The organism is Maribacter sp. MMG018 (genome assembly GCF_018100785.1).
Lineage (GTDB): Bacteria > Bacteroidota > Bacteroidia > Flavobacteriales > Flavobacteriaceae > Maribacter.
In genome coordinates, this window is sequence record NZ_JAGJEC010000003.1 from 18,183 (window position 1) to 42,801 (window position 24,619).

Annotated in this window: 22 protein-coding genes; 20 read left to right on the forward strand and 2 right to left on the reverse strand. The window is 38.6% G+C overall.

Annotation, left to right across the window (positions count from 1 at the left end; translation table 11 throughout):
* The first annotated feature begins 61 nt into the window (after positions 1 to 61).
* The 20 genes from J8L85_RS14235 (at position 62) to J8L85_RS14330 (ending at position 21,424) form a co-directional block, all read left to right on the forward strand.
* Positions 62 to 664: a short chain dehydrogenase gene (locus tag J8L85_RS14235; RefSeq protein WP_211018354.1), complete on the forward strand. Its 603-nt coding sequence runs from the start codon at positions 62 to 64 to the stop codon at positions 662 to 664.
* A gap of 431 nt (positions 665 to 1,095) precedes the next feature.
* On the forward strand, positions 1,096 to 2,871 hold the full coding sequence (locus J8L85_RS14240) for a tetratricopeptide repeat protein (protein ID WP_211018356.1): 1,776 nt from the start codon (positions 1,096 to 1,098) through the stop codon (positions 2,869 to 2,871).
* Positions 2,872 to 3,022: 151 nt separating this feature from the next.
* Positions 3,023 to 3,667, forward strand: a complete 645-nt coding sequence (locus J8L85_RS14245; RefSeq protein ID WP_211018359.1) for a hypothetical protein — start codon at positions 3,023 to 3,025, stop codon at positions 3,665 to 3,667.
* Between the two features lie 198 nt (positions 3,668 to 3,865).
* Positions 3,866 to 4,975 (forward strand): serine hydrolase domain-containing protein, encoded by a 1,110-nt coding sequence (locus J8L85_RS14250; protein WP_211018361.1) that lies wholly within the window; start codon positions 3,866 to 3,868, stop codon positions 4,973 to 4,975.
* Positions 4,976 to 5,004: 29 nt separating this feature from the next.
* Positions 5,005 to 5,475: a hypothetical protein gene (locus tag J8L85_RS14255; protein ID WP_211018363.1), complete on the forward strand. Its 471-nt coding sequence runs from the start codon at positions 5,005 to 5,007 to the stop codon at positions 5,473 to 5,475.
* 26 nt (positions 5,476 to 5,501) lie between these two features.
* On the forward strand, positions 5,502 to 6,362 hold the full coding sequence (locus J8L85_RS14260) for an SDR family oxidoreductase (protein WP_211018365.1): 861 nt from the start codon (positions 5,502 to 5,504) through the stop codon (positions 6,360 to 6,362).
* Positions 6,363 to 6,381: 19 nt separating this feature from the next.
* Positions 6,382 to 6,765, forward strand: coding sequence for a hypothetical protein (locus J8L85_RS14265; protein WP_211018367.1), 384 nt, complete (start codon positions 6,382 to 6,384; stop codon positions 6,763 to 6,765).
* Positions 6,762 to 7,379, forward strand: coding sequence for a CatB-related O-acetyltransferase (locus J8L85_RS14270; protein ID WP_211018369.1), 618 nt, complete (start codon positions 6,762 to 6,764; stop codon positions 7,377 to 7,379). Before J8L85_RS14265 ends, J8L85_RS14270 begins: the two co-directional genes overlap by 4 nt.
* 249 nt (positions 7,380 to 7,628) lie before the next feature.
* Complete coding sequence (locus J8L85_RS14275; protein WP_211018372.1) at positions 7,629 to 8,273, forward strand: hypothetical protein; 645 nt, start codon at positions 7,629 to 7,631, stop codon at positions 8,271 to 8,273.
* 109 nt (positions 8,274 to 8,382) lie between these two features.
* The gene (locus J8L85_RS14280; RefSeq protein ID WP_211018374.1) at positions 8,383 to 8,988 is read left to right on the forward strand and encodes a hypothetical protein; all 606 of its coding nucleotides are present in this window, start codon (positions 8,383 to 8,385) and stop codon (positions 8,986 to 8,988) included.
* 31 nt (positions 8,989 to 9,019) lie between these two features.
* Positions 9,020 to 10,117 carry a type 1 glutamine amidotransferase domain-containing protein gene (locus tag J8L85_RS14285; RefSeq protein WP_211018376.1) on the forward strand — a complete coding sequence of 366 codons (1,098 nt, stop codon included), beginning with the start codon at positions 9,020 to 9,022 and terminating at the stop codon, positions 10,115 to 10,117.
* Between the two features lie 58 nt (positions 10,118 to 10,175).
* Positions 10,176 to 11,318 carry a serine hydrolase domain-containing protein gene (locus J8L85_RS14290; protein ID WP_211018379.1) on the forward strand — a complete coding sequence of 381 codons (1,143 nt, stop codon included), beginning with the start codon at positions 10,176 to 10,178 and terminating at the stop codon, positions 11,316 to 11,318.
* Positions 11,319 to 11,508: 190 nt separating this feature from the next.
* Positions 11,509 to 13,362: a tetratricopeptide repeat protein gene (locus J8L85_RS14295; RefSeq protein WP_211018381.1), complete on the forward strand. Its 1,854-nt coding sequence runs from the start codon at positions 11,509 to 11,511 to the stop codon at positions 13,360 to 13,362.
* Positions 13,359 to 14,096, forward strand: a complete 738-nt coding sequence (locus J8L85_RS14300) for a LytTR family DNA-binding domain-containing protein (RefSeq protein WP_211018384.1) — start codon at positions 13,359 to 13,361, stop codon at positions 14,094 to 14,096. The genes J8L85_RS14295 and J8L85_RS14300 overlap by 4 nt, the downstream gene beginning before the upstream one ends.
* Before the next feature lie 107 nt (positions 14,097 to 14,203).
* Complete coding sequence (locus tag J8L85_RS14305; protein ID WP_211018386.1) at positions 14,204 to 14,614, forward strand: hypothetical protein; 411 nt, start codon at positions 14,204 to 14,206, stop codon at positions 14,612 to 14,614.
* Positions 14,615 to 14,671: 57 nt separating this feature from the next.
* Positions 14,672 to 15,325 (forward strand): hypothetical protein, encoded by a 654-nt coding sequence (locus J8L85_RS14310; RefSeq protein ID WP_211018388.1) that lies wholly within the window; start codon positions 14,672 to 14,674, stop codon positions 15,323 to 15,325.
* A gap of 12 nt (positions 15,326 to 15,337) precedes the next feature.
* Positions 15,338 to 16,546, forward strand: coding sequence for a DUF6882 domain-containing protein (locus tag J8L85_RS14315; RefSeq protein WP_211018390.1), 1,209 nt, complete (start codon positions 15,338 to 15,340; stop codon positions 16,544 to 16,546).
* A 12-nt stretch (positions 16,547 to 16,558) separates the two neighbouring features.
* The gene (locus J8L85_RS14320) at positions 16,559 to 18,049 is read left to right on the forward strand and encodes a M48 family metalloprotease (protein WP_211018393.1); all 1,491 of its coding nucleotides are present in this window, start codon (positions 16,559 to 16,561) and stop codon (positions 18,047 to 18,049) included.
* A gap of 247 nt (positions 18,050 to 18,296) precedes the next feature.
* Complete coding sequence (locus J8L85_RS14325) at positions 18,297 to 20,111, forward strand: hypothetical protein (RefSeq protein ID WP_211018395.1); 1,815 nt, start codon at positions 18,297 to 18,299, stop codon at positions 20,109 to 20,111.
* A 569-nt stretch (positions 20,112 to 20,680) separates the two neighbouring features.
* Positions 20,681 to 21,424, forward strand: coding sequence for a CpsB/CapC family capsule biosynthesis tyrosine phosphatase (locus tag J8L85_RS14330; protein WP_211018397.1), 744 nt, complete (start codon positions 20,681 to 20,683; stop codon positions 21,422 to 21,424).
* Between the two features lie 8 nt (positions 21,425 to 21,432).
* Here J8L85_RS14330 and J8L85_RS14335 read toward each other — a convergent pair whose 3' ends face one another.
* Positions 21,433 to 23,799, reverse strand: coding sequence for a tyrosine-protein kinase (locus J8L85_RS14335; RefSeq protein WP_211018399.1), 2,367 nt, complete (start codon positions 23,797 to 23,799; stop codon positions 21,433 to 21,435).
* Between the two features lie 34 nt (positions 23,800 to 23,833).
* Entirely contained in the window at positions 23,834 to 24,613 is a 780-nt protein-coding gene (locus tag J8L85_RS14340; RefSeq protein ID WP_211018401.1) for a polysaccharide biosynthesis/export family protein, read from the reverse strand.
* Positions 24,614 to 24,619: the final 6 nt, after the last annotated feature.

The following is a 24,619-nucleotide window of genomic DNA, read 5'->3' on the forward strand; positions in this document are numbered from 1 at the left end:
CAGCTATATACCGACCACCGTTAACATGGGTCGGAGTCCGAAAAATAAAAAATGACAACGAATGAGGATATTGATAATTGGAGGAAATGGAACCATTGGAAAAAAGGTTTCAGAATATTTTAAATCTAAGTACGAAGTTATAATCGGAGGAAGGTCGAATAGTGATATAACTATTGACATTTCTAAAAGTGAATCGATAGAGGCCTGTCTTAAGGAAATTGGAAAATTAGATGCCATAATTTGTATTGCAGGAGAAGCCAAGTGGGATACATTTGAAAATCTATCGGAAGAAGACTATTACATTGGCCTTAAAAGCAAATTAATGGGACAGGTTAATTTGGTAAGAATAGGTCGAAAGTATTTGAACAAAAAAGGTTCCATTACATTGTCTACAGGAATTTTAGCCGATGACCCCGTTGAAAAAACAGCAAGTGCCGCTATGGTAAACGGTGCGATCCACAGCTTCGTAAAAGCGGTTGACCTAGAAATAGAAAATGAAATTAGGGTAAACGTAGTATCACTTGGAATGGTCGAGGATGCCTATGAAAAATATAAAGATTATTTCCCCGGACACAATCCCGTTAATATGAAGAAAGTTGTAAATGCATACATACGAAGTGTAGAGGGAAAAGGAAGAGGTGAAATTATAAGACAGTACGAATAAAACAAACTGCCCTTCATCAATAACATGTAAAAAATTATTTGTTCAGAACATACTGCCGATTTTCAATTTGGCAGCCCCGTGCCGATCCATTGACAAACGACGCAATTGCCCATAAACCAAACCTTTTTAGATAAGGTAGGAATCGTCCTGAAAAGGATCAGGACATAGAATTTTATAATCTGTTTCCAATGGTCATGAACAGACAATTGATGACACCCCAAATAAAAAAATGCTCTGTCACGACTATATTTAAACAGGGTTTTGGCGCATAACCCAAAGTTTAACGTATTTTTATAACATCTACCAAATCTTTTGATTTGGCTTTAGAAAAGGAGAATTAAATTATTTAACTCGTGCATCTGACGGCAACTAAACACACAAACTTATATACGAGAACCCTTGGTTCTTATAAATTTCATTTTTTTCAGTAGATGGCCAACACGCAATCCATAGCAGTTCTTCCTTTTGTTAATATGAGTAATGATATTGAAAATGAATATTTCTGCGATGGAATCACTGAAGAAATTATAAATGCCCTAACAAAAGTAAATCAACTAAAAGTAATTGCAAGAACCTCTTCATTCGTCTTTAAGGGAAAAAATATTGACATTAGGAATATCGGTAAACAATTGGGCGTAAATACGATTCTTGAAGGAAGCATCAAAAAATCTCACGACCGGGTTAGAATAACCGCTCAGTTAATAGACATTGAAGATGGATCACATTATTGGTCCAAAAGGTTTGATAGGGAATTGACCGACATTTTTGATTTAGAAGATGAGATCAGTCTTGCGATAGCGGACGAGGTCAGAAACAATTTTGGCCATTTCGAAATTCAAGATCATTTAATAGACCAGCCTACAGACAGTGTTGATGCCTATCAATTGTATTTAAAGGGACGGTCATTTCAATTAAAATGGACTCCCCAAAGTTTAAACCAAGCTATATCCTATTACAATAAGGCCATTGCCCTCGACAAAAATTACGCCAGGGCCTATTATGCCAATTTACAATGCTATGGGTTATCGGCAATGTGGGGGTATATGCCCTATGAAGAGGCTATGGAATCGGCTATAGGCAATTTACTCATTGCTAAGGAATTGGACACCTCTTTGCCTGAATACCCTATGTCTTATGTAGGCCGATTTTTTTGGCAAGAATGGGATTTTAAAAACGCATACGTTCATATAAACAAAGTACTGGCTATAAACCCAGATCATATCGACGGTCTGGAAGCTATGGCAGAGTTGTTTATAGCGCTCGGTTTTTTTGATAAAGCCTTGATATATGCCAACAGACTGATAGAAGTAGACCCTCTTTCTTCCAATAACCATTATACGCTGGCACATATTTACTATTACCAACGTAAATTTGACAAAGCCCTTGAAACCGTAGAATATGCCTTAACGCTTAATCCTGAACTGGAGTTGGCACATCATTTAAAATGCTTCTGTTTAATATGGTTGAACAGAAGACAGCAGTTTAAAGAATTTATACACAATACCTCGCTAATAGAAGAGAAGAATCTACTGTTTAAACTTATCAATGATAAGCATATTGAAGTTCAGGATCCCATTATTAAAAAATGGTCGGAACAAGGTTACAACGAAACCACACTGGTTCCTTATGATCTATTTATTTTAAGCAATTCAGATCATATAGAATCGGGGTTTTCCCGGCTAAAAGAGATGATCGACCAAAGACGTGGTCAGATCATAAACTACAGGCAAGAACCATTTTTACTTCCTTTGCACAAAGTAAAGGGCTTTACAGAATTGCATTGTTCCAATTTGTCCCTTTCCGATATCACAAGCCCTCGGTCGGATGAAGAAAAACCGGTCACGAACATTTTGGATGATGGCCAAATAGAAACCTTAAAAAAAGAATTACTTATTTATTTCAAAGAGGAAGAACCTTTTTTAAATCCTCAATTAAGTTTAAAAATTGTTGCCGACGTTTTGGGGTTAAACACCAATAAAATGTCATTTCTGATCAATCAGGCGTTTAATGCCAATTTTAACGACTTTGTCAATTCGTACCGTTTAAACCATTTTAAAACCATATCCCTAGATCCCAAAAATTCGCATTTGACCATTCTTGGGTTGGCCTATGACAGTGGTTTTAACTCCAAAAGCGTATTTAACAATTACTTCAAAAAAACTGAAGGAACAACACCAAGTCAATGGGTGAAGTCAAATTGTAACTGACGCCCAATTAGCATTTTATTCTCTTCGACCCAACTCGTGCTAAATTATAATCTAGGATGACTCGCGCTTTCCTTCATACTAGTTTTGTCCAGAAATCATACTGAACCGACACTTATATATTTTTTTAAATCGGTTATTAAAACCAAATATTATGGAAGGCATAAAACTAAAAAACCATATAGAGAAACAACAGGGCTTACATTTAAATTTGTTGAAAGAACTTAAGGTAGACAAAGTAAAATCATTACTGCAAATTCTAAAGACCAGAATCACAATTACCCTTGCCTTTAGTAGTCTAGTTGCATTTTATGCATGTTACTTTGCAACTCTTTATACTCATTTATGGTATTTTACTTTTTCTGGAATCATTGTAGCTCTTTTCTCTTTCTGGTTGGTGTGGTCATCCATTAAACAACTAAAACTCATACTATCGATAGACTATGAGGCTGTGGTTATGATTCAAGAAAAATTGGCTAAACTTAAAACTGCAATTGTTCAAAATTTGAGAATCGTGGCTTGGTTGTTGCCTTTTGGCCCCTTTGTCGGTCTCTTCTTTTTCAAGGCTCTATTTAATATCGATTTAATGGTCTTCATAGACTTTAATATGATTTTATCTTTTGGGATAACGACTATCATTTTAGAAGTTATTTCTTTGCTAGTGTTAAAAGTATTACGTCTAAAGCACCTCAATTCAAAATTGCTCGACTGGCTACTGCAAGGCTATGGAAGTCAAATAAATAAAGCGTTGAAACACCTCAAGGCCGTTGAAGATTTTCAAACAGAATCATCTCAATAAACAATTTAAAACAACCTCATCTCAGTCGTATAAAAATCATTCTTTACCATTTAAACAAGGGCTGGTACACTGTGTTTAAATGCATATGAAAGACCATAATTACGAACGTTCTAAATTATAATTACGAACGATTAGAGAGGTCTTTTGTCTCAAATTTGCACTATCGAACAATTATAAATCAATAAAAAACGAACAATCATGAATCTATCAATTCTATCATTCAACAAGTATTCGGCAAACAGATTATCGGCCGCCCTTTTGTTGGCTTTAACCATATGGGCATCATCGTGCTCAAAGAACGATGATGGCGATCCCCCGGCAAGCAACTACACAACCATTGAAAATTTATTGACCGAAATTGATTTTCAAGGTTACGCCATCATCACAAAAAACGGAAGTGATTTAGTGCGTCTAGGTTTTGGATCGGCAAACCAAAACTCCAATTTACCACAAGGTTACAACCTTGCTTATCGCATTGGCTCTGTTACAAAAACCCTTACGGCAGCCGCTATTGTGCAACTAAAGCGTGATGGTCTGATCAATGGTTTTGACCAAACTTTAGATGAATTTGACCCCGAATTTCCAAACGGTGACCAAATTACCATTGCCCACTTACTATCGCATCAATCCGGTATTCCGGAGTATCAATCGGTGGTCGAACAAGCTTTTGAAGAAGGGTTGGCTTTGGATGAAGTTGATATTTATGAGGTGATTACAGACCTGGTTTCCGAAAATGGACTCCATTTTACACCGGGTTCAAACAAGCAATATTGCAACTCAAATTATCTTATTGCGGCTTTGTTGGTTCAGCAATTATCCGGTGTGCCCTACCATCAGTACGTTCAACAGAATATTTTTGGTCCACTCGGTATGGCAGATTCATTTAAGGGCACCGATGAAATAGATGTTGACACCCATGCCCAAGGCTATTTGAACGGGAATGTCAACAGTACGTACCCCATGGGCATTGCCTTTGGCGCGGGCGACTTTAGCAGCAGCCCAAAGGACATGGAAACGTGGACCAATGCCGTAAAAACAAACTGGTTTACAGAAGCAGAAAAAGCCGAAATATTCGCTCAAGAGGTACCAAGCGGTTTTGTGGATTTTGGTTTGGGGTGGTTTACCACGCAAGAAGGCAATACCACAATGTATTGGCACGGTGGAGACATTAATGGCTATTGGAGCATGATCGGTTTTGTACCACAATACGATGCCACCCTAGTTCTATTGAGCAATCAACAAGACGACTCTGGATCACAACGCAATACCATTATCCAACAATTATTAACGCACGAATTCATTCAATAATAGAAAACGATCATAAAAACCATATACCCATGAAAAAATTACTATCAATTTTCACATTGTTCGCACTATTGGCGACAAATACCTATAGTCAAGAAACAAATGAACAAGCTTTTGAGATCAAGGTCATCACAAGCGTCGAATCCATCGTTCCGAGCGGCTTGGGCCGATCGCGTATCATTTCGTCAAACGATGAAAGGAATTACGAACGGTTTACCTCTGCCCGAACCGAGGACAATGCAACCCGGAATAAATCAAAAAGAAAGGACATTAGGCTTAAGAATTTTGAAGAGACCAAATTATTGAACCTTTTTAACCTAGGCGGAATTCGGTTTCAAAATATTGCGGCCAATGACGCCTTGATTTCTTCAAAATTGACGGCCATGCTTTCAGAAGGTTGGAATTTGATGTTCGTGACCAGCGCGGTGGAAAGCAATGCAGGCGGAGACGATGACAACGGAATTTTTATCACACGCTACATTTTTAAAAGAAGGCTACACTAAAAAATAGCCCTATAAATCAATCGATAATGAAACATACCAACATTTTATTGGCAGGGGCCACAGGATATTTGGGCCGTTACTTGCTAGAGGTACTCACCGAACAACAAAACCAGGTAATCGCCATTGCACGCAACCCCGACAAGTTGTCGAACGGCAACGAAAACTATTTGGAGGTAAAGCAGGCCGAGGTGACAAAGCCCGAAACCTTACGCGACATCTGTAAAGGCATACACACCGTAATATCAACGGTGGGCATTACCAGGCAAAAAGAGGGGCTAACCTATATGGACGTAGATTATGGGGCTAATATGAATTTGCTTAAAGAAGCAAAAAAGGCCGGTGTTAAGCACTTTGTATACGTTTCGGCCATTAACGGCGATAAATATCGAGCTTTAAAAATTTTTGAAGCCAAGGAAAAGTTTGTCGATGCCCTAAAATCCTCTGGATTAAATTACACCATAGTAAGACCTAATGGCTTTTTCTCGGATATGAAAGATTTTTTACAAATGGCCAAATCGGGTCGTGTATATCTGTTCGGCTCGGGCCATCAAAAATTTAACCCCATACACGGTAAGGATTTGGCAAGGGCCATTGTGGATTCATTGGACATGGACACCAAGGAATTGACCATTGGAGGCCCCGATGTTTTAAGTCTTAACGATATAGGCCGACTCGCCCTGACTTCTTTGGAAAAACCCATAAAAATTATTCATTTACCCGATTGGAGCCGAAAACTGACCCTCTGGTGCCTAAGAAATTTTACCAGTGTCAAAACCTATGGCCCGATCGAGTTTTTTTTAACCTTAATGGCAGAGGACAATATTGCCCCATCGTATGGCAATCAACATCTTAAGGATTTTTATTTGGCACAGGCCAAAAACCTTTAAGACCTTAAACGTACTATAAATGAGAACCTCAGAAAAAATCGTTGTAACCATCGCAGTAGCCTACGCCGTCTTACATTTATCGGTGCTATTTCAATTGGTACCCCATACTATTGTTTGGGGCGGTAAAATAGCGTCGATCCAGACCATTTATGTTTTAGAAATTGTAGCCTTGGTTACCATGCTGTTCTTGGCAATGGTTATACTAATGAAAAACAGGATTATTAAACCTATTTTTACAGCTAAGGCGATAAAGGGAATATTGTTCGTATTTGCCGTATTTTTTATATTGAATACCCTTGGCAACCTTTTGGCGGAGACCAAAATAGAGAAAGTCCAAGCCCTAATAACCCTGTATTTGGCCTTTGTACTGTTCAAAACATCAAAACATATAGCACCTTTATGAAAATTCCTGATCCCACTACAGTTTTTCCATTGGCCCATTATAAAAACCTATGTTTTTTAAAAAGTTATATCAACAATCCTAACATCGTTGTGGGCGATTACACCTATTACGATGATTTTGAGGACGTATCCAACTTTGAAAAAAATGTCAAATACCATTTTGACTTTATTGGGGACAAACTCATCATCGGCAAGTTTTGTATGATCGCTTCGGATGCCACCTTTATCATGAATGGTGGCAACCATCTCACAGAAGCTACAACAGCCTATCCGTTTGCCATCTTTGGGGGCGCATGGCAAGATGCCATGAAGGGCAAAAGCTATCCGTCAAAAGGGGATACCGTTATCGGTAATGATGTGTGGATAGGCCATGCCGCAACCATTATGCCGGGGGTACATATAGGCGATGGCGCCATTATTGCCACAAAAGCGGTTGTCACCAAAAATGTGGAGCCTTATACCATTGTTGGGGGAAACCCGGCTAAACCAATCAAAAAACGTTTTTCGGAAGATCGTATCGAAAAATTGTTGGCCCTACAATGGTGGCATTGGAGTATTGAAAAAATTACCAAAAACCTGGATCTACTGACTTCTGGACCGGAGGCGTTGCCATAAAAAAAGAAAGAGTATCTTAAACAAGACGGAACCTAAGTTTCCCATAAGGCTTAACATCAAAAATGTTAGGCCTTTTTTCTTGGCATGCATGAAATACGACATTTTCCGAAAATAGCGGGTATACCTTTTGGCCACAGAGGCAAAAGGTTTGAAATCATAATTCAGGACGAAGCGCCTCTACTTCTCACGTTTCTTTGTACCAGTAAATTCATTGTAAATCAAAAAACGAATAATCAAAAACAAATCAAAATGAAAAAACTGTTGATCATCGGCTTTGTCTTTTGCACCTTGAACATATGGGCACAGGGCAACAAGGAATCTTTAAGGAATAATGATACGGATTATAAATACAGGGTCAGTTTTCCTGCAATTATTCTAGGTAATATCGGTAAAGGAGGCGAAAGAACAAATACGCAGCATATTGAGCTTCACGTAAAGCGCGAATTGGATTCTAAAAACATCATTGGTGTCAAACTTGCCACTTGGCGATTGTTCCAACCCATGGGCATTCAATGGTGGGACGGACTTAAGGACAAAATAGATTCGAAAACGGAATTTTACCCAGGTTATCTGCGGGAAACGGGAATAGGAATATCGTACCAACGAATGCTGTGGAAGGGACTATTTGCCTCAGTAGAAGTTTTGCCCCAGTACAAGACCTATTTGGACCTGAACGATAAGAAAATAGCCAACGGCTTTAAGCTCTACACATCGTACCACCTTGGGTATCACATTGCTTTCGGAAAAAAGAAGCGCATCTTCGTAGAACCCCAGATTCATTGCCAAAATTGGATATTTGACACCAATACTCCTGAAGAATTTAAACAATTGGACAATAAATGGAAATCTTATTTCCTGTTCGAACCTAACCTTTATGTGGGGATCAAATTTTAAATACAAATCAAATGCAATAAAGTTCTTATTTATAAATCAAGACGATTTGCTTCAATTTGTACCCCAACTTTGTAACATCAAATTAAGAACAATCAAAAAACGAACAATCATGAAAACAATCAAGAAAAAATTTATCATTAAAATGGCGTTCATCGCCTGTACACTAATGTCTACAGTGGCATTTTCACAAAACAGTTCTACCGACCAAACCATATCGCAACGTAAAGGTTTTATGCTAGAAGTAGGACTTGGAGGAGGTATAATAAGTATAGAGGATAGTAATGGCATACAATCTTTCGACGAGTCGCAAGGTGGTATCAGTTTTCCCGAACTAAAGTTTGGTTATATGCTAAACGATAAGTTGGCCATCACTGCATCTACGCCCGGCATGATCTATGAATTTCAGGACAACGACAGACATTTCGGAGGTTTTATTCCATCTGTACAATATTGGGTAAAAGACCGGTGGTGGATTCATGGAGGTCTAGGTTTGGCAATTGACTCACCGGCACTTTACGACATAGAGGACAACGTGAACGATGATTGGAATTTTGGGTGTGCAGTTATGGCCAGCACTGGTTACGAAGTTTATAAAAAGAAGAACTTTGCTCTTAACATTCAGTCCAAACTAGTTATGGGAAGGGCTTTTCTAGAACAGGATGCCCACAGAGACGTCGTCACCTTTAACCTAGGGCTAGGGTTTAGCTGGTTCTAATTAAGCTATAAGAACATATAAAAAAGAAACTATGTTTAAAAAATACCGCATCGTGAAATGGATTCTGACCAGTATGGCCATTGTTTTTGCCTTCATTATTATTACAGGTATATATATTGTAAGTTTATTACCGGCAGAAGATCCTACATTAATTAATAGTAAAGCAAGCGATATTGCCTATATCACAGAAAATGTACCAGCATATCGAGGAAAAATACTGGCTGTTGTAACCAGTACAGATACTATGGGCACCAGCGAAAAGAGCACCGGTTATGAACTTACCGAATTGGCAAGGGCCTATTATGTTTTTAAGGCCAACGGCTTTGATGTTGATATTGCTAGTCCCTTAGGTGGACTCCCCCCTGTAGTATTAGACGACGATGATATGGGCAAATTCGATTATGCCTTTTTAAATGACGATATACCTCAAAACAAATTAAAGAACACATTGTCGCTAAAAGATGTAAATACCAAACTATATAAAGCCGTCTATTTTGTTGGAGGCAAAGGTGCTATGTTCGATTTTCCGAATAATAGGCATATACAACACTTGGTGCAAGATTTTCATAATACAGACAGGGTTATTGGAGCCGTATGTCATGGCCCTGCAGCATTTGTTAACGTGAAATTAAAAGACGGGCAATGGTTTGTGAAAAATAAAAATGTAAGTGGTTTTACTAATAAGGAGGAACTATTGTTGATACCAAAAGCGGCCTCTATTTTTCCTTTCCTATTACAAGATAAGTTAATTGAACAAGGCGCAGAATTTAATGAAGGAACCATGTACTTGGAAAAAATAAGTATTGACGATAATTTAATAACCGGTCAAAATCCGTGGTCGGTTTGGGTGTTGGCAGAGGCCATGGTACAACAAATGGGATATACACCTAAACAAAGACCCATAACCGCCGAAGAAAATGCTGTTAAAGCATTGCAAGCTTATGAAACCGGAGGACTAGACAGCTCTAGAACCGTAATCGAAGAAATAAACCATGAAAAAAAACAAATCGTTTCTAGGGCATTGTTAGTAGATCATAGCTTTATTTCTGTATTACAGGGCGATTTTATTAAATTCTATAATATGCTGCAATTGGCATCTTATGTAAAAGGGTATACAATTAACCAATAGAGTATGGAAAGACACTGTTTATACCTATACGACTATTAAAAACAATAAATTTCTACATATGAAAAACAACACAATATTAAGCTTACTGCTTTTTGTTTCAATATCCTGCTTCGGTCAGCAGACCCTACATAAAGAGATAGAGAAATTGTTTAAGGCCCAATTGGAAAAAGAATCGATTAAAAGTGCTTTTCTGCATATACATTCTAAAACCAACGGTATAGATATTCAATTAGCCGATAGTAAAATTAACTCGGAAGACTCTATATCTATCAACAATCCTTTTTACACGGCCAGTATCACCAAAATGCTGACCGCCAGTGCCATCGGAATCTTACAAGACCTCGGTAAGTTGAATTTTGATGATAAAATAGTTGAACATCTACCAGAACTGCTTACCGAAAATCTGCATGTAATGGACGGCAAAGAATATTCAAAAGACATAACCATAGCTCATTTATTACAACATACTTCCGGTTTGCCAGACTATTTCACAGATATTACCATTGATGAAAGCCCAAATATTATCAATCAATTACTTATTGATACAAATAAGTCTTGGTCCCCCCATGAAATGATTCTATTCACCAAAGAAAAGATGAAACCCCACTTTGTTCCTGGCCAAGGCTATCATTATACCGATACGGAGTATGTGCTTCTGGCGTTAATAATCGAAAAAACAAGTGGTATAACGTTACATGAGTTCTTTCAGCGATTCATTTTTCAACCCTTGGAAATGAATAGTTCTTATATCAATTTAAAATCATCACCAATAAATTCTACCTCCAAAACAGCTAATTTTTATGTGGGCGACATAGAACTTTCCTCGTTCAAAAGTTTAAGTGCCGATTGGGGCGGTGGCGGCTTAGTATCTACAACACAAGATTTAATTCAATTTTTGAAAGCGTACAATGAAGATAAGGTTGTAAAAAAAGAAACACGCTTACAAATGCAACATTGGGTTGATGAAACGGTAGGTATGCAATACGGGTTTGGAATACGAAAAGTATCTTTTAAAGATTTATTAAATAATGAAACCGACTTACAACTTATTGGCCACACAGGCAGTACGGCATCCTTTTTATGGTATTGTCCCCAACTGGATACTTATATCGCAGGTACTTTAAATCAATTAGAAGCTTCGAAAAGCACGCTGAAGCTTGTATATGAAATACTTACAAGAATAGAAAAGAAATCATTTTAGATTAACATTTTAAAAAGTAAAGATTAATTTTTATCGCTTACGACTTAAACGAAATGGATGTGCAATTTTATGACATCTGCCAAATCTTTTAGATTCCATATCCGAACAAGAAAAACCACACCCAACACCCTCATTAAACATTACTGATTTCTTACTTTAGCCTACTCAAACAACATTGAGTTTTGCTTTCATGATTTTAAAGAACAGAAGCCTTTGGCGGTTAGGGTTTAGCATTTTATTCTTGGTCTTTTTTACGGCCTGTGACAAGCAAGACACCCTACGCCCAAGTATAGAAAAGAGACTCGCCGTGTTGGACAGCATAAGACTGACACAACCTGAAAAATCACTTTTTGAGCTGGACAGCTTATTGCAAAACAACCAAGATCTAAGCGACCTGGAGCGGGCCCTGTTATTGTTCAAGAAAGGCGAGGCCTTGTACCTGAACGACAAATACCCCGAAGCATTCAACACCCATCTAGAAGGCCATAAACTGTTTGTTGGGCTAAAGGATGAATACAACCAAGGCCGCTCCCTAATTACCTTGAGTGGTGCCGCCCTACACATGGGAGATATAGAAACCTCTCAAAAATATGCCCTACATGCCTTGGAATTAGGGCAGTTAATTGATGATAAACGCATAGAGGGAAAGGCCTATAACCAGTTGTTCAAACTCCATTTTAGATTAAAAGATTACGACAAGGCCCTATCCTATATCCAATTGACCGACAGCCTGTATTCGCAAGAGGGGGATACCACATCCTTAATTTCAATAAAAAGCAATGAGGCTAGTATTTATCTGAAGTTAAAAGATTACAACAAAGCTCTGGCCAGTTACTCTGAGGCCATGACACTGAGCCAAACGAAAAGAGACCCGAAAACATTGGTAAGTGTGCTGAACAATATCGGCTATACCTACATGCAAGCAAAAGAATACGAGCGTGCCGAAAAATTTTTACGGGGCGCCATTACCTTGAACAAAAACATAAAAGCCGTAAACGCGGCACCCTACAAAGGTCTGGGCAATTTATTTTTATTGAAGGCCGAAAAGGATTCGGCCGAAGCAAACTTCAACAAGGCATTGGCTATTTACAAAGCTACGAAGAACACAAAGGAAGAGATCGATGTAAGGGATAAACTGATTGCCTTATCCATTATGTCCGGAGATTACACCGAAGCCTTGAACCATCAAATTGTCAGGGACAGTTTACGGCAAAACGTAAATAATTTGGAAAAAGACCGGCTTTTGAATTTTGCCGATGTCAATTATGAAGTCAAACGAAAAGAGACTGAAATTAAACACCAGAAAGAAATAAACCGTAGAAATACCTGGCTTTTAATAAGTACGGCCATCCTGTTTATACTCTTGCTCATAAGTACCGCCTTTTATATATACAACAGCAGATTACGGGCGGCGAACAGGGCTTCAAAATTAGAGCAGCGCCTACTTCGCGTACAGATGAACCCGCATTTTATTTTTAACACCTTGGCCGCCATCCAGAATATAACCTTAGAAGGCAATCCTATAAAATCATCCAACTACATTGCCAAATTTTCGAAGCTCATTCGTCAAAATTTCGATTATGTAAGAAAGGAATCGATTCCATTGGACAAGGAAATTGAAATGATCTCCAATTATATAGAAACCCAACAATTACGCTTTAACAAGGCATTTACATATGCAATAGAAACCGAAGGTATAGAGGACCCTTCGAGCATACAGGTGCCTCCCATGTTATTGCAACCTTTTGTCGAGAATGCCATTGAATATGGCCTAAAGGAGAAAAAAGAAGGCGGCAAATTGCTACTTAAAATAGAAAGGACACAGAACGAACTGTCCTTCGTCATTACCGATAACGGGGTAGGACGATCGGCAAAGGCCAAAGATGAAAAAATAACCGAAGAACTGCACGCAACAAGTATATTTAAAGAGCGTTTAAAAATGAGGAAAAAGGGAGAGGAAAAAACCTTCATAATCGAAGATCTATTTGATAAGAACAATAATCCCGCAGGAACAAAAGTGTTTTTTAAATTGAAAATTCAATGATCGAAGCCATTATAGTTGAGGATGAATTCAATGCCCTTAACACGCTGGACAAACTTATTAAATACACTCAAAAAGATATTGAGGTCGTTGCCAAAATAGACAATGTCGAAGAGGCCATACGTTTTTTAAAGAAACGTACCCCTGACTTGGTTTTTCTCGATATAGAGCTTATTGGCGGCAACGCTTTTCAAATCTTGGAGGCCTTGGACAGTATCGCCTTCAAACTTATTTTCATTACCGCCTACGACGAATTCGCCATAAAGGCGATTAAGTTCGATACCATAGACTATTTGTTAAAACCCATTGACTCCGATGAGCTATCGGCATGTTTGGATCGGTTCAGGGAGGTTTTTAAGAAAGAGCAAGTCTATAAGAGTGCACTGGACAAAGTTGCCGAGATCAATAACAAGGAAATTCAGAAAACGCTATTGATCAAAACGGCCGACGCCCAATATTTTCTTCAAATCAAGGATATCGTACGCTGCCAATCCGATGGCGCCTACACGGTGTTCCATACCGTGGACAAAAAAATCATGAGTGCCCGCAACCTAAAGTATTACGAGAACATTTTGAGCGAACATACGTTTGTGCGCGTGCACCAATCGCATTTAGTGAATATCAAGTATATAAAAACGATCGGTAGCAATAATACCGTTTGCCTTACGAACGACGAAAAAATACCCGTGGCCACACGAAAAAAATCGTACCTAAAACAGGTTTTGGACAGCCTATAAACGCAAATACAAAACAGAAAATAGCAAATGTAAAACGGTTTTAAAATCCCCCTTTTCCCATCCTAGTTTTGAGGTAAACAAACAAATAACCCTTAAAACAAAAGATCATGGGATTAAAAGAAAAAAGATTTACCAAAACATTTCAAGAAGAGCAATTTCCTCAGTTAAAAACCCAAATAATCGAGGCAGTAGGTTTTGATGTTCCACTTGCCATTGAATGGGAAACCCTGTTCGAAGACCGTTTCTTGCATCTGTATAACGACTCGTACCCAAAAATATACTTCTTGCCACTTATTGAAGCCTTCAAAGCCATCACCGCCGACGAAATGGGCAAGGAAGCTTTGGCCGAAAGTTTAAGGGAAGTACGCATCACCAATACAAAAGACCATCACAACCCTACAAATGCCTATTCATTTGCAGAGGGCGTTCTAACGGTAGATCACAGCCCCATCCTCAATGCCGACAACGTTGAAGAGAGGGTAAAAGTGTTGACCGATCTATTGGAAAGCAATCTGTAAACCCTTTCATGTTTGTATTTCCTTATCTATTGACAATCACTTACAACACTTCTTATTATGACAAATACACCTTACTATAACGCCTTTGTGGCGCAAACGCCAGAACAGGTTTTACAAAGCGTTTATAAAAATGAAAAACCAGTTTTATTACGTGTTTCCCTTTCCAACGGCAGCTATTTGGAGGGCATTGTGCTGGACATAAAAGAAGAGAATTATCAAAAATCGGTCTGCTTGCTTTCGTCCGATGAACAGGTATCGTTTTTCAATTTGCATAGCTTGGTGTCCATCACGGTAAAACAGCCAAAAAAAATGGTAGTCGCCCTATCTAAAGGAAGTATTAGCAGGCCGATAGACCCAGCAAACGAAACGCTTACCGTATTGCAGCTAAAACGTTGGTTGCAGGCCGAAAGGTCACAGTTGGGAAATCAGATCAAGGAATTCAATATAGACCAACTTCCCCTTGATGAGCAGAACAACCGGTTGAACATAAAAGATGTGTTCAAAGCCTTACAAACGGTGGTTTCCCAAATAACACAAGACGATTTAGGCAAAAGCGCCTGGCAAGCTATCGATACCATCATCCTGCATCAGGCAGATACCTTGAGCATCGATGTTCAAGCTGCGACACTTACCGTTTCGTTGGCAATAGACAGGGCATTACCAAAGGAACTGTCCAAAATTTTAGAAGAAAAATTATTACAACAACTATAAAAAACAAAAGATATGGGCCTTAAAGAAAGAAGAATAATCAAAGCCTTTCAAACCGAACAATATCCCGCTTTGGAAGCGGAAATAAACCAAGCAGCAGGTTTCGAAGTCCCTATGGACATTAAGTGGGACACCTTAATGGAAGACCGCTTTTCGCACATATACCATAACACTTTTCCCAAAATATATTTTCAGCCCTTGATCGAAGCCTTTAAAGCGATTTGTATTGATGAAATGGGGGTTGAACTTTTAAAGGCTGGATTAAAAAATGTAATCATTGTAAACGAAAACAATGAGCACAGTTTAGGGAAAGCCATCACTTTTGAAGATGGTGTGCTAAAAATTGACCATAGTCCTATTATAAACGCCGATAATGTTGAAGACAAGACGAACCGTATTCTTGAATTATTGGAAAACAAACTGGAGGAATTTGCCGAAACAGCCACGGATAATGCCACGGCAGCGGCCGCTCCAGCCGTTTCAGAAACACCAACAACCCCTGTAAATACCGAAACACCGCAAAATCAACAGGAACAACCCAACCCACTTCCAAAAGTTTCTATGGCGGAACTGTACGACCAATCTTTTGCATTGGCTTGCGAAAAGCAGGAAATTTTTGGGGAGATGGTAGAAGGTTTGAACTGGAGCTGCGATATCCTTGAAGGTAAATTAACCTATGGCGATGACAAGGTTTTTGATATTCAGGTTATCGGAACCTATTCAGAGAACGAAAAAAGCTGGTTATGGGCCTGGGCCAACAACCAAAGTGGTATTCCCGAGACTTTCCTTCAAACATCTATGGGAATGAGGGATCTGGGAGCAGCCTATAAACTAGAGGACCTGACCACTCCGAAACTGCAAATGGACACTGATCCCGGGGCGTACTTTTCCGTTATAGCCTTAGGTGCTTTACATGACAGTTGTTATGTTCCCCTAACTTTTAAAGGCTTAAAAGTATATGTAACCGTGCGATCTAAAGAGGTCGATAGCAAAGCAAGAACCGCCCCTGCATTGATCTGTTCCCATTTTACCAATCTAGCGGCAAGCTATCGGTTCCCGCATAAATACTGTCTACATTATTACTTAATGGCCAAAGGATATCAGGTAGAAAACTGTGGCAATAACATTTTGGCCAAAAATGGGGATGATCAGATTCTGGGCATTTTCGACCTAAAGGGAAACCTCATGAAAATTTCAAATTCAAAAACAGCCGTTCAAGCCTAAAAAAATAATATTATGTCATACACATCAACAACCTTAGCGGATTTACAAAAAGAACACCAAGATGCCATTAATGCGGCCCAAGAAGAGATGTTGGCCAATTTAAATGAAGCGCAGGCCAAAGGAGATATGCAAAAAATACAGGAAGTAAGTGTTTCATTTCAAAATACAACAACAAAGTTGGCCGATGATTATACCAAACGTATCGAAGAGATCAACGCCTTGAACGAAAAGGCGGTAACGGATAAAGTACCCGATATCTATTCCGATAAAAGAGCTGGAATAAATTTGAACCACTTGGTCTATGATGGCGATAGGGACTATGTTATCGAGTTTCAAAATAATGAATTGATACAACAGACCTTAGAAAAGGTCAACGAAACCAACGGTAAGTTCAAATCGAGAAAGCATTTGTTAAAATCCAGTTTAAGGTTGACCAAAACCTTGGCTCCCATGCTTCATGAAATTGGGGAACATTGCAAGGAGATTTTAAGACTGAAGGCAGACATTGAATTCTTTGTCTATCAGAGCGATCAATTCAATGCTTCTTGCTACCCACCGGACGACAATAGACTTTATATCATTTTGTCTTCGGGAATGCTGGAGCGTTTTACAAAAGAGGAACTGACCTTCGTAATCGGTCATGAAATCGGCCATGTACTTTTTGAACATTTTGATTACCCCGTACGACAGATCTTGGATATTGGCCAAAATGACCTGGCCCCCATACACGCCATGAAATTGTATGCATGGAACCGAAATGCCGAAATAAGCGCCGATAGGGTCGGATTGCTTTGCTGCCAAGATTTTGAAACTGCCGGCCGTACCTTCTTTAAACTATCTTCGGGGGTAACCACAGATTCGCTGGACTTTCAACTAAACGCTTACATAGAGCAATTTGTAGATTTGGAAGAGGCCTTGAACGATGCCAATCACGACCCATCGGATTGGTACAGCAGTCACCCTTTCAGTCCTTTACGGATCAAAGCCTTGGAACTTTTTAACAAGAGCGAAACCTATGCCTCTTTTAACGAAAGTAGTAAGGGAGAGATTACCGAAGAGGCCATGGAACTTGAAATTAAGCGCATCATGTCTTTGATGGAGCCCGAGAACTTGGAAGAAAACGGCGAGTATTCGGAAAAAATACAACGTTTTATGTTCTTGGGGGGCTACTTGATATCGAATGCCGATGGTGTTGTTGACGACTCGGAAATACAGGCATTGAGCAGTATTGTACTCCCTAAGGTCTTTGCCAATTGTATGATGACTATTAAAGGCCTTACCGAAAAGGAAATGATAGAAGAAGTACAACAACTGTCCGGCGATCTGGATCTGGTATTGTCCGTGATGCAAAAGTTGAATATCCTGAGGGACCTATCGATCATATCGTACGCCGACGGACAAATAGACGACAGTGAAGTAAACGTACTCTATAACTTGGCAAGGCTTTTACGTATAAATACGGATTTTATTGACCGCGTAATCAGTGACGCCCAAGGGGTTTAAATTCTAAAAATTTTTAGGACCTTAAAAAAAGGGGAACATAAAATGTTCCCCTTTTTTGTTTTTATGAATCTAAACAGTAGATTCATTTTAAAGAAAGGGATACCTTATTTCAGCCACTTTTAATTCAAAAAACCTGATCAAAATCATGTTTTAAGACTATCTGAAATCCCATTTTTGTTAGCTACAGTTTTTTACGATCCATGAACAAATACGTTCAGTGCGATCAAACCATCACAAAAAACAATTTATGACATACGCACATTCCTTTCACATTCCCGTTATGGGCATAGGGTTCACTATCGATTCCCCCTTAAAAGTTTCACAATTCGGTATCGACTCCGTTATTTCTTTGGTCGATGATATTCTGTTGGAAAAACTTCGCAAAATGTATGCTGGCAAATACAACCTTCCCTACAAGGAAATCACGGAGGGTATGGAAGATTTTAGGGCCAAACGCATTAGTTCTTATCTTAATATGATTCATGATCTTGCTCATGAAAAGTTTGAGGAATTCAAGAATTCCACCACCGAAACTGCAGTTGGTATTAAATCGTATTTCAACCTACTGCCCGATACCTCTTCTTTTAAAAAAGAATTCTTAGAGCTTACAAAAAATGGCCTTAATATGACCAATATAAAATATTGGGTAAAGGAACACATGCCTATGGGAAGCATTGATGTTAACATTATGACCAAGGTCGACAAGGAAAACTACGTAAAGAAAGAAAAGCTTAGTCCAGAATTTAATGACGCCCATGCGGCCCTTAGAGGTTTTGCAAAAAGTAAACTACGTTCTTCCGTTATTCTATCGGCTGGAATGAATCCACGTTTGTACAGTTACCTAGAAAAATTTGATGATTTTTATCCTGATGCGGACGGAAACCTCAAAAAGAAAGTGGTACTCAAGGTTAGTGATTATAGATCAGCCCTGATCCAAGGAAAATTTTTAGCAAAAAAAGGTATCTGGGTTTCAGAATACCGAATAGAATCGGGACTCAACTGTGGTGGTCATGCCTTTGCCACGGATGGCTATTTGATGGGGCCGATTCTTCAACAGTTTAAAGAAAATCGACAAGAGTTGATCGATACCGTGCACGAACTTCTTATTCATGCACTTGAACACCAACAACGCCCTGTTCCCAAAAAGCCTTTACCTCTAAAAATCACGGCTCAAGGCGGTGTGGGCACGGCAGAAGAACACCAATTTTTACTTGATGAGTATGATGTGGACGCTGTGGGTTGGGGATCTGCATTCCTATTGGTGCCAGAGGCGACAACAGTGGATCAAGATACTTTGAACAAATTGGTCGAGGCCAAAGAAGAAGATCTCTATTTGAGCAATATTTCCCCTTTGGGTGTTCCTTTTCATAGTTTAAAAGAAAATACAAAAGATATGGAAAAACTAAAGCGTATCTCCGATGGCAAACCCGGTAGTCCGTGTCCGAAGAAGTTTGTTGCGCTGAACAAAGATTTTAACGAGAAAGGCCTTTGTACCGCATCACGACAATATCAACATCAAAAACTGAAAGAACTTAAAGATCTCAACCTTTCAAAAGCCGAATACGATTATCATTTTCAAAAGATTACCGAAAAGTCGTGTACATGTGTAGGCTTGGGCACTTCTGCCCTACTGGCCCACGATTTGGATACAAAAATCGAGGGAGATGGAGTATCTGTTTGCCCAGGGCCCAACATGGCCTATTTTTCGAAGATTACTTCTTTAAAAGAAATGATCGACCATATATATGGTAGAACGAACATAATTGCACGTACCGACAGACCTCATATGTTTATTAAGGAGTTATATATCTACCTTGATTATTATAAAAAACAGATTTTGATATATCGAAGATCACCGACCGGCAAACACAAAAAACAATTAGCATCGTTTGGCAAGCATCTTAATGAAGGTATTCATTATTATGAAAAATTGTTCCGATCAAAAAACAATATAGTACCCTCTAAGTATGATAATGTACTGAAACAATTAAAAACTTATAAAGACAAACTAATACAACTAGCCAGTGAGATTGACATCTACGAAGATAATTTAGCTTCGTAAAAGTGATATAGAAAGAAGATTTCACATACTTAAAACAAGCATTTTTTTAATACCGCCCGATTTTGTATTTAACCACTTTAAGCAAAAATACATAGCCCAAACCGGGCGGATCAAAAACTAAATAGATTTCGGTTTTCAAAAAACTATAATCTTGCTACACAAAATTAAATTTCCAAAAACAGAACACTAATTAGCAACTCATTTATTCATTTCAATTTAATGGAGTCCTATAACAGGAAGCCATAAATAAACATAACGACCATCAAACAACAATTCACGTGCCAATCCTTTTAAAACCCTTCCTCTATTTTATAAACCACTGATAACCAACAAAAAAATAAAACAATAACAAAAGCTATTCCTTATATAAGACGGGGTATTTTGTATCATCGGGGTAGTTTTACCCGATATTAATGTAACGGATGGATTCATAAAACTTTTTCAAAATCAAAATCAACAAAAAGCTAAGTTCTATATTTGCATCTGCAGTTCATATTATAGTTCTATGGCTTTTAGTTATTTACCTCTAGAATCCATAACATTATCTATATTAAAACAAAAAAGCCCCTATGTTCAACTTTTTTACAAAGAAGAATTTTTTAGTAGATTCCCTAGAAGGTTTTGTAGACATACACAACCACTTGCTACCCGGTATAGATGATGGGTCTAAAAGTGTGGAGGATTCCATAGAGTTGATCAAGGGATTTGGAGAATTTGGCGTCTCGGATTTCATATGTACACCGCATATTATGGAAAACTACCATCCCAATACGCCAGCTACTATATCCAATTCATTTGCGTTACTTCAAAATGGTTTAAAAATGAATAATTTAAACCATGTGAACATAGATATGGCTGCTGAACATATGATCGATTCCAATTTTGAGAATATTTTAGAAAAGGACGAGGTGATGCCTTTGGACAAAAGGTACATATTAATTGAAATGTCTTATTTACAACCCTCCTTAAACTTGCTTACCGCTGTGGAAAAAATAGCGGACAAGAACCTTTACCCTATCCTTGCCCATCCAGAACGTTATGCATTCTTACATGGTAAAACCAGTACTTACAAAGAATATAAGGACAAAGGCATGTTGATGCAGCTAAACATACTTTCTTTATCCAATTATTATGGAAAAGAAGTACAAAAATCGGCATTAAGCCTTCTAGATAATGGATTATTGGATTTTATATCGTCCGATGTACACAACCAACGACAATTAAAAGCAATAAGGGAAATAAAACTTAGTACTTCCCTTATTGCCAAAGTAGAACCTTTAATACAAAAAACAGCTTATAATTTTAAAGGGTAGACCACCCTCTACAACTTCCACCACTTTTTGGTTGTCTTTCCGTAGCCGTAACCGTATTTACCTCCATAACCAAGGTTATCTAAACTAACATCGTTTACTACGAAAGACACATTCTTAATTTTACCTTCTTCCCTTAACTGTAACGGGAACTCTACTGCCTTTTTCTCGGTAACACCGGCACGGGTTACATATATAATATGATCTGCATGTGGACTGATCAACAAGGTATCACTTACAACCATTAACGGTGCCGTATCCACGATTACATAATCGTACATATCGGCCACCTTGTCAAAAAGTTCCCCTACCCTGTCACTCATTAACAATTCTGCAGGGTTTGGTGGTATTTTACCCGAGTAAATAACATCTATGGTGTTACTATGTACCAGCATAGGGTTTATAATATCTGCCACCTCTATCTTCTCGTTAAAGATAAAATCTGTAAGTCCGGCATCCTTATTTCTTTCCGATCTTTTCATTTTATCGACAGAATCTCCCATAAAGAAAGAATAGAACTTCGGGTTACGAATATCCGCACCGATCAATAGTACTTTTTTATTGGTACTGGCCAATATCATGGCCAAATTGGTAGAGGTAAAAGTTTTACCCTCTCCGGGTACACTAGAAGTAATAAATATTTTATTGTTTTTGCCATTTTCAGCACCTTTCTTGGCCTTTATCATATAGTCCAGATTGGTCCTTAAAATTCTAAGGGCCTCTGCCAAGACAGAACGGTCGTCTTTTACAATTAGCTTTGAGTCCTTTTTGCTTAGGCTTGGCAATTCACCCAAAACAGGAACATCTTTGGTGATGTCCTCTAAGTTGTGTTTGTTATGTATTTTGGTATCCAATAAATCTTTGGCATAAATAACTCCAAAAGGAACCAACATACCCAACATTAAAGCAGCAAGATAGGTAATAGCTTTTTTAGGCTTCACCGGTGTTGGGCTAGCTACATAAGCTTTGTCTATCACATGCGATTTAGGCTCTGCGGAAGCAAACGCAATTTGAGATTCTTCACGTTTTTGTAGTAAATAGAGATACAACGATTCCGTAGTTTCTTGCTTCCTGGTAATATTCCTCAATTCACGTTGGTTTTCGGGAGCCGAGTATATGGTTCCCTGAATTCGGCCCAATTGACTCTGTAGGGTACTTACGTTCATCCCCACATTGCGCTCCAAAGAGGTCAAACTAGATTTCATCGTGTTTTTTAACCCCTCCAATTGCTCATCCAAATTAACGATCATCGGGTTCTGCTCATCCGCACTTTTCAATAATCGTTTACGCTCCGCTACCAAGGTATTATATTGCATTGTAGCTTGGTTTAAAGCACTACTTCCTACATCAACTACGGGCATTTCCTCATACCCCGTTTCTCCACTTACATATTCCTTAAGTCCACTTACCATTTGTAACTGCACCTTGGCACTTTCCAAATTTTGACGACTACCGGCACTTACCTGTACAGCCGCACCGACCTCAAGGCCTGATCCCGTCATTCCTTTTTCGGTCAATAATTCTTGGGCATCTTGATCTACCGAACTAAGTGTTCCCGAAATTAGTTTTATCCTATTGTTAATAAACTCAGAGGTAGCATCCGCAACACGTTTTTTCTCTTCTACCGCATTTCTGTTATACACCTCTATCAATTTATCTATAATATCCTTTGCCTTTTGTGGTATGGCACTGGTCATGGACACATCTAGAATATTCGAATACTCTTGGGTCACCGAAATGGAAACAGCCGACTTTAAAGAGCGTGCTACATTTTCAACAGGGTTTATAGAAACATGGTACTCATTTCCTATTAAGCCTTTTGGATCCTTTACATTGGGGGTTATAACCATATCTCCCATAGGGGTCGGGATCCCGTTCCCATATGAATATACCTTTGATGGCGAGTTTTCATCTTCGGCAAAACCAAAGGTAGTTGCCGAGGTAAACTCTATAAAAAAGCTATATCTAGCACTGTTGACAATGGAATCGGCGGCGATAAAATTTATTTTAATAGGCTGATTCCCATATATCTCAGAATTAATAACCTTTCCCAAGGCCATCATTTTAACATTGAGCCCCAATTCTTTCACCACTTCTATAAAATTGGATCTTGAGGACAATATTTCAATTTCATCCTCTACTTGCTTATCGGTACCTCCCATGATGTCCAGATCCTGAAAGATACTCATACCATTAGAGGTATTTTGCTCCTGTACGATCTGTATCTGCGACTGCACGGCATATTCTGGTATCGTATACCTTATATTCAGGTACGCGAAGACCAAGGCCAAGAACCCACATAGCACAAACCATTTCCATTGCTTGGCATAGGTGGTTATAATGTTCTTTATATCCTCTTTTTTATCGGAAAAATTCATAGACTACTTTTGAATATGATTGCGTGTATTTATCTTAATTTCTAGTGATTAGAAGTATCGTTGTAGTTATAACAAGAGATGCTATAGACACTGCCAAACCTGCCCTATTGTCTAAAGTAGATTGACTTACGGCCGATTTATTGGGCTCTACATACACCACATCGTTTTGGGTAAGGTAATAGACCGGTGAGTTTAAAATATCCTTACTCGTCAAATTAACACGGGTATACACTTTGGTCCCGTTAAAATCCCTAATTACCAATACATTGTCTCTTCTACCTTTAATGCCAAGGTCATTGGCAAGACCAATAGCCTCCAAAACAGTAATCTGTTCCCCATTCACTTGGTAGGTTCCGGGGCGGTTTACCTCTCCTAATACCGTAATGGTAAAATTGGACAATCGAATGTTAATGATAGGGTCCTTTAGGTAGGGCTTTAATTTTTCACGTAATAATTCTTTGGTTTCCTCCGGGGTAAGTCCCACCACCTTAATTTTGCCCAATACCGGAAAATCGATCTCTCCATTCTTGTCCACTAGGTAATCCAATTGTTGTGGAGCACTATTGGTACCTTCAGGTATGCTTGAAAACAGGTTAAAGGGCACACTGGCCGCTGGATCCAAGGTAGACACATTAATTCTTAAAATATCATCTACCTTAAAGGTATTTACATGGCTATTATCACTTACGATGGTTTCATAATCGGCCGCATCCTGAAAATAAACGATATCCTTTTTAGACCCACATGAGGTCAATAAAGCCCCTATGAACCCTATTAAAAATACTCCTTTGAAAATACCTTTGTTTCTTAACATAATTAT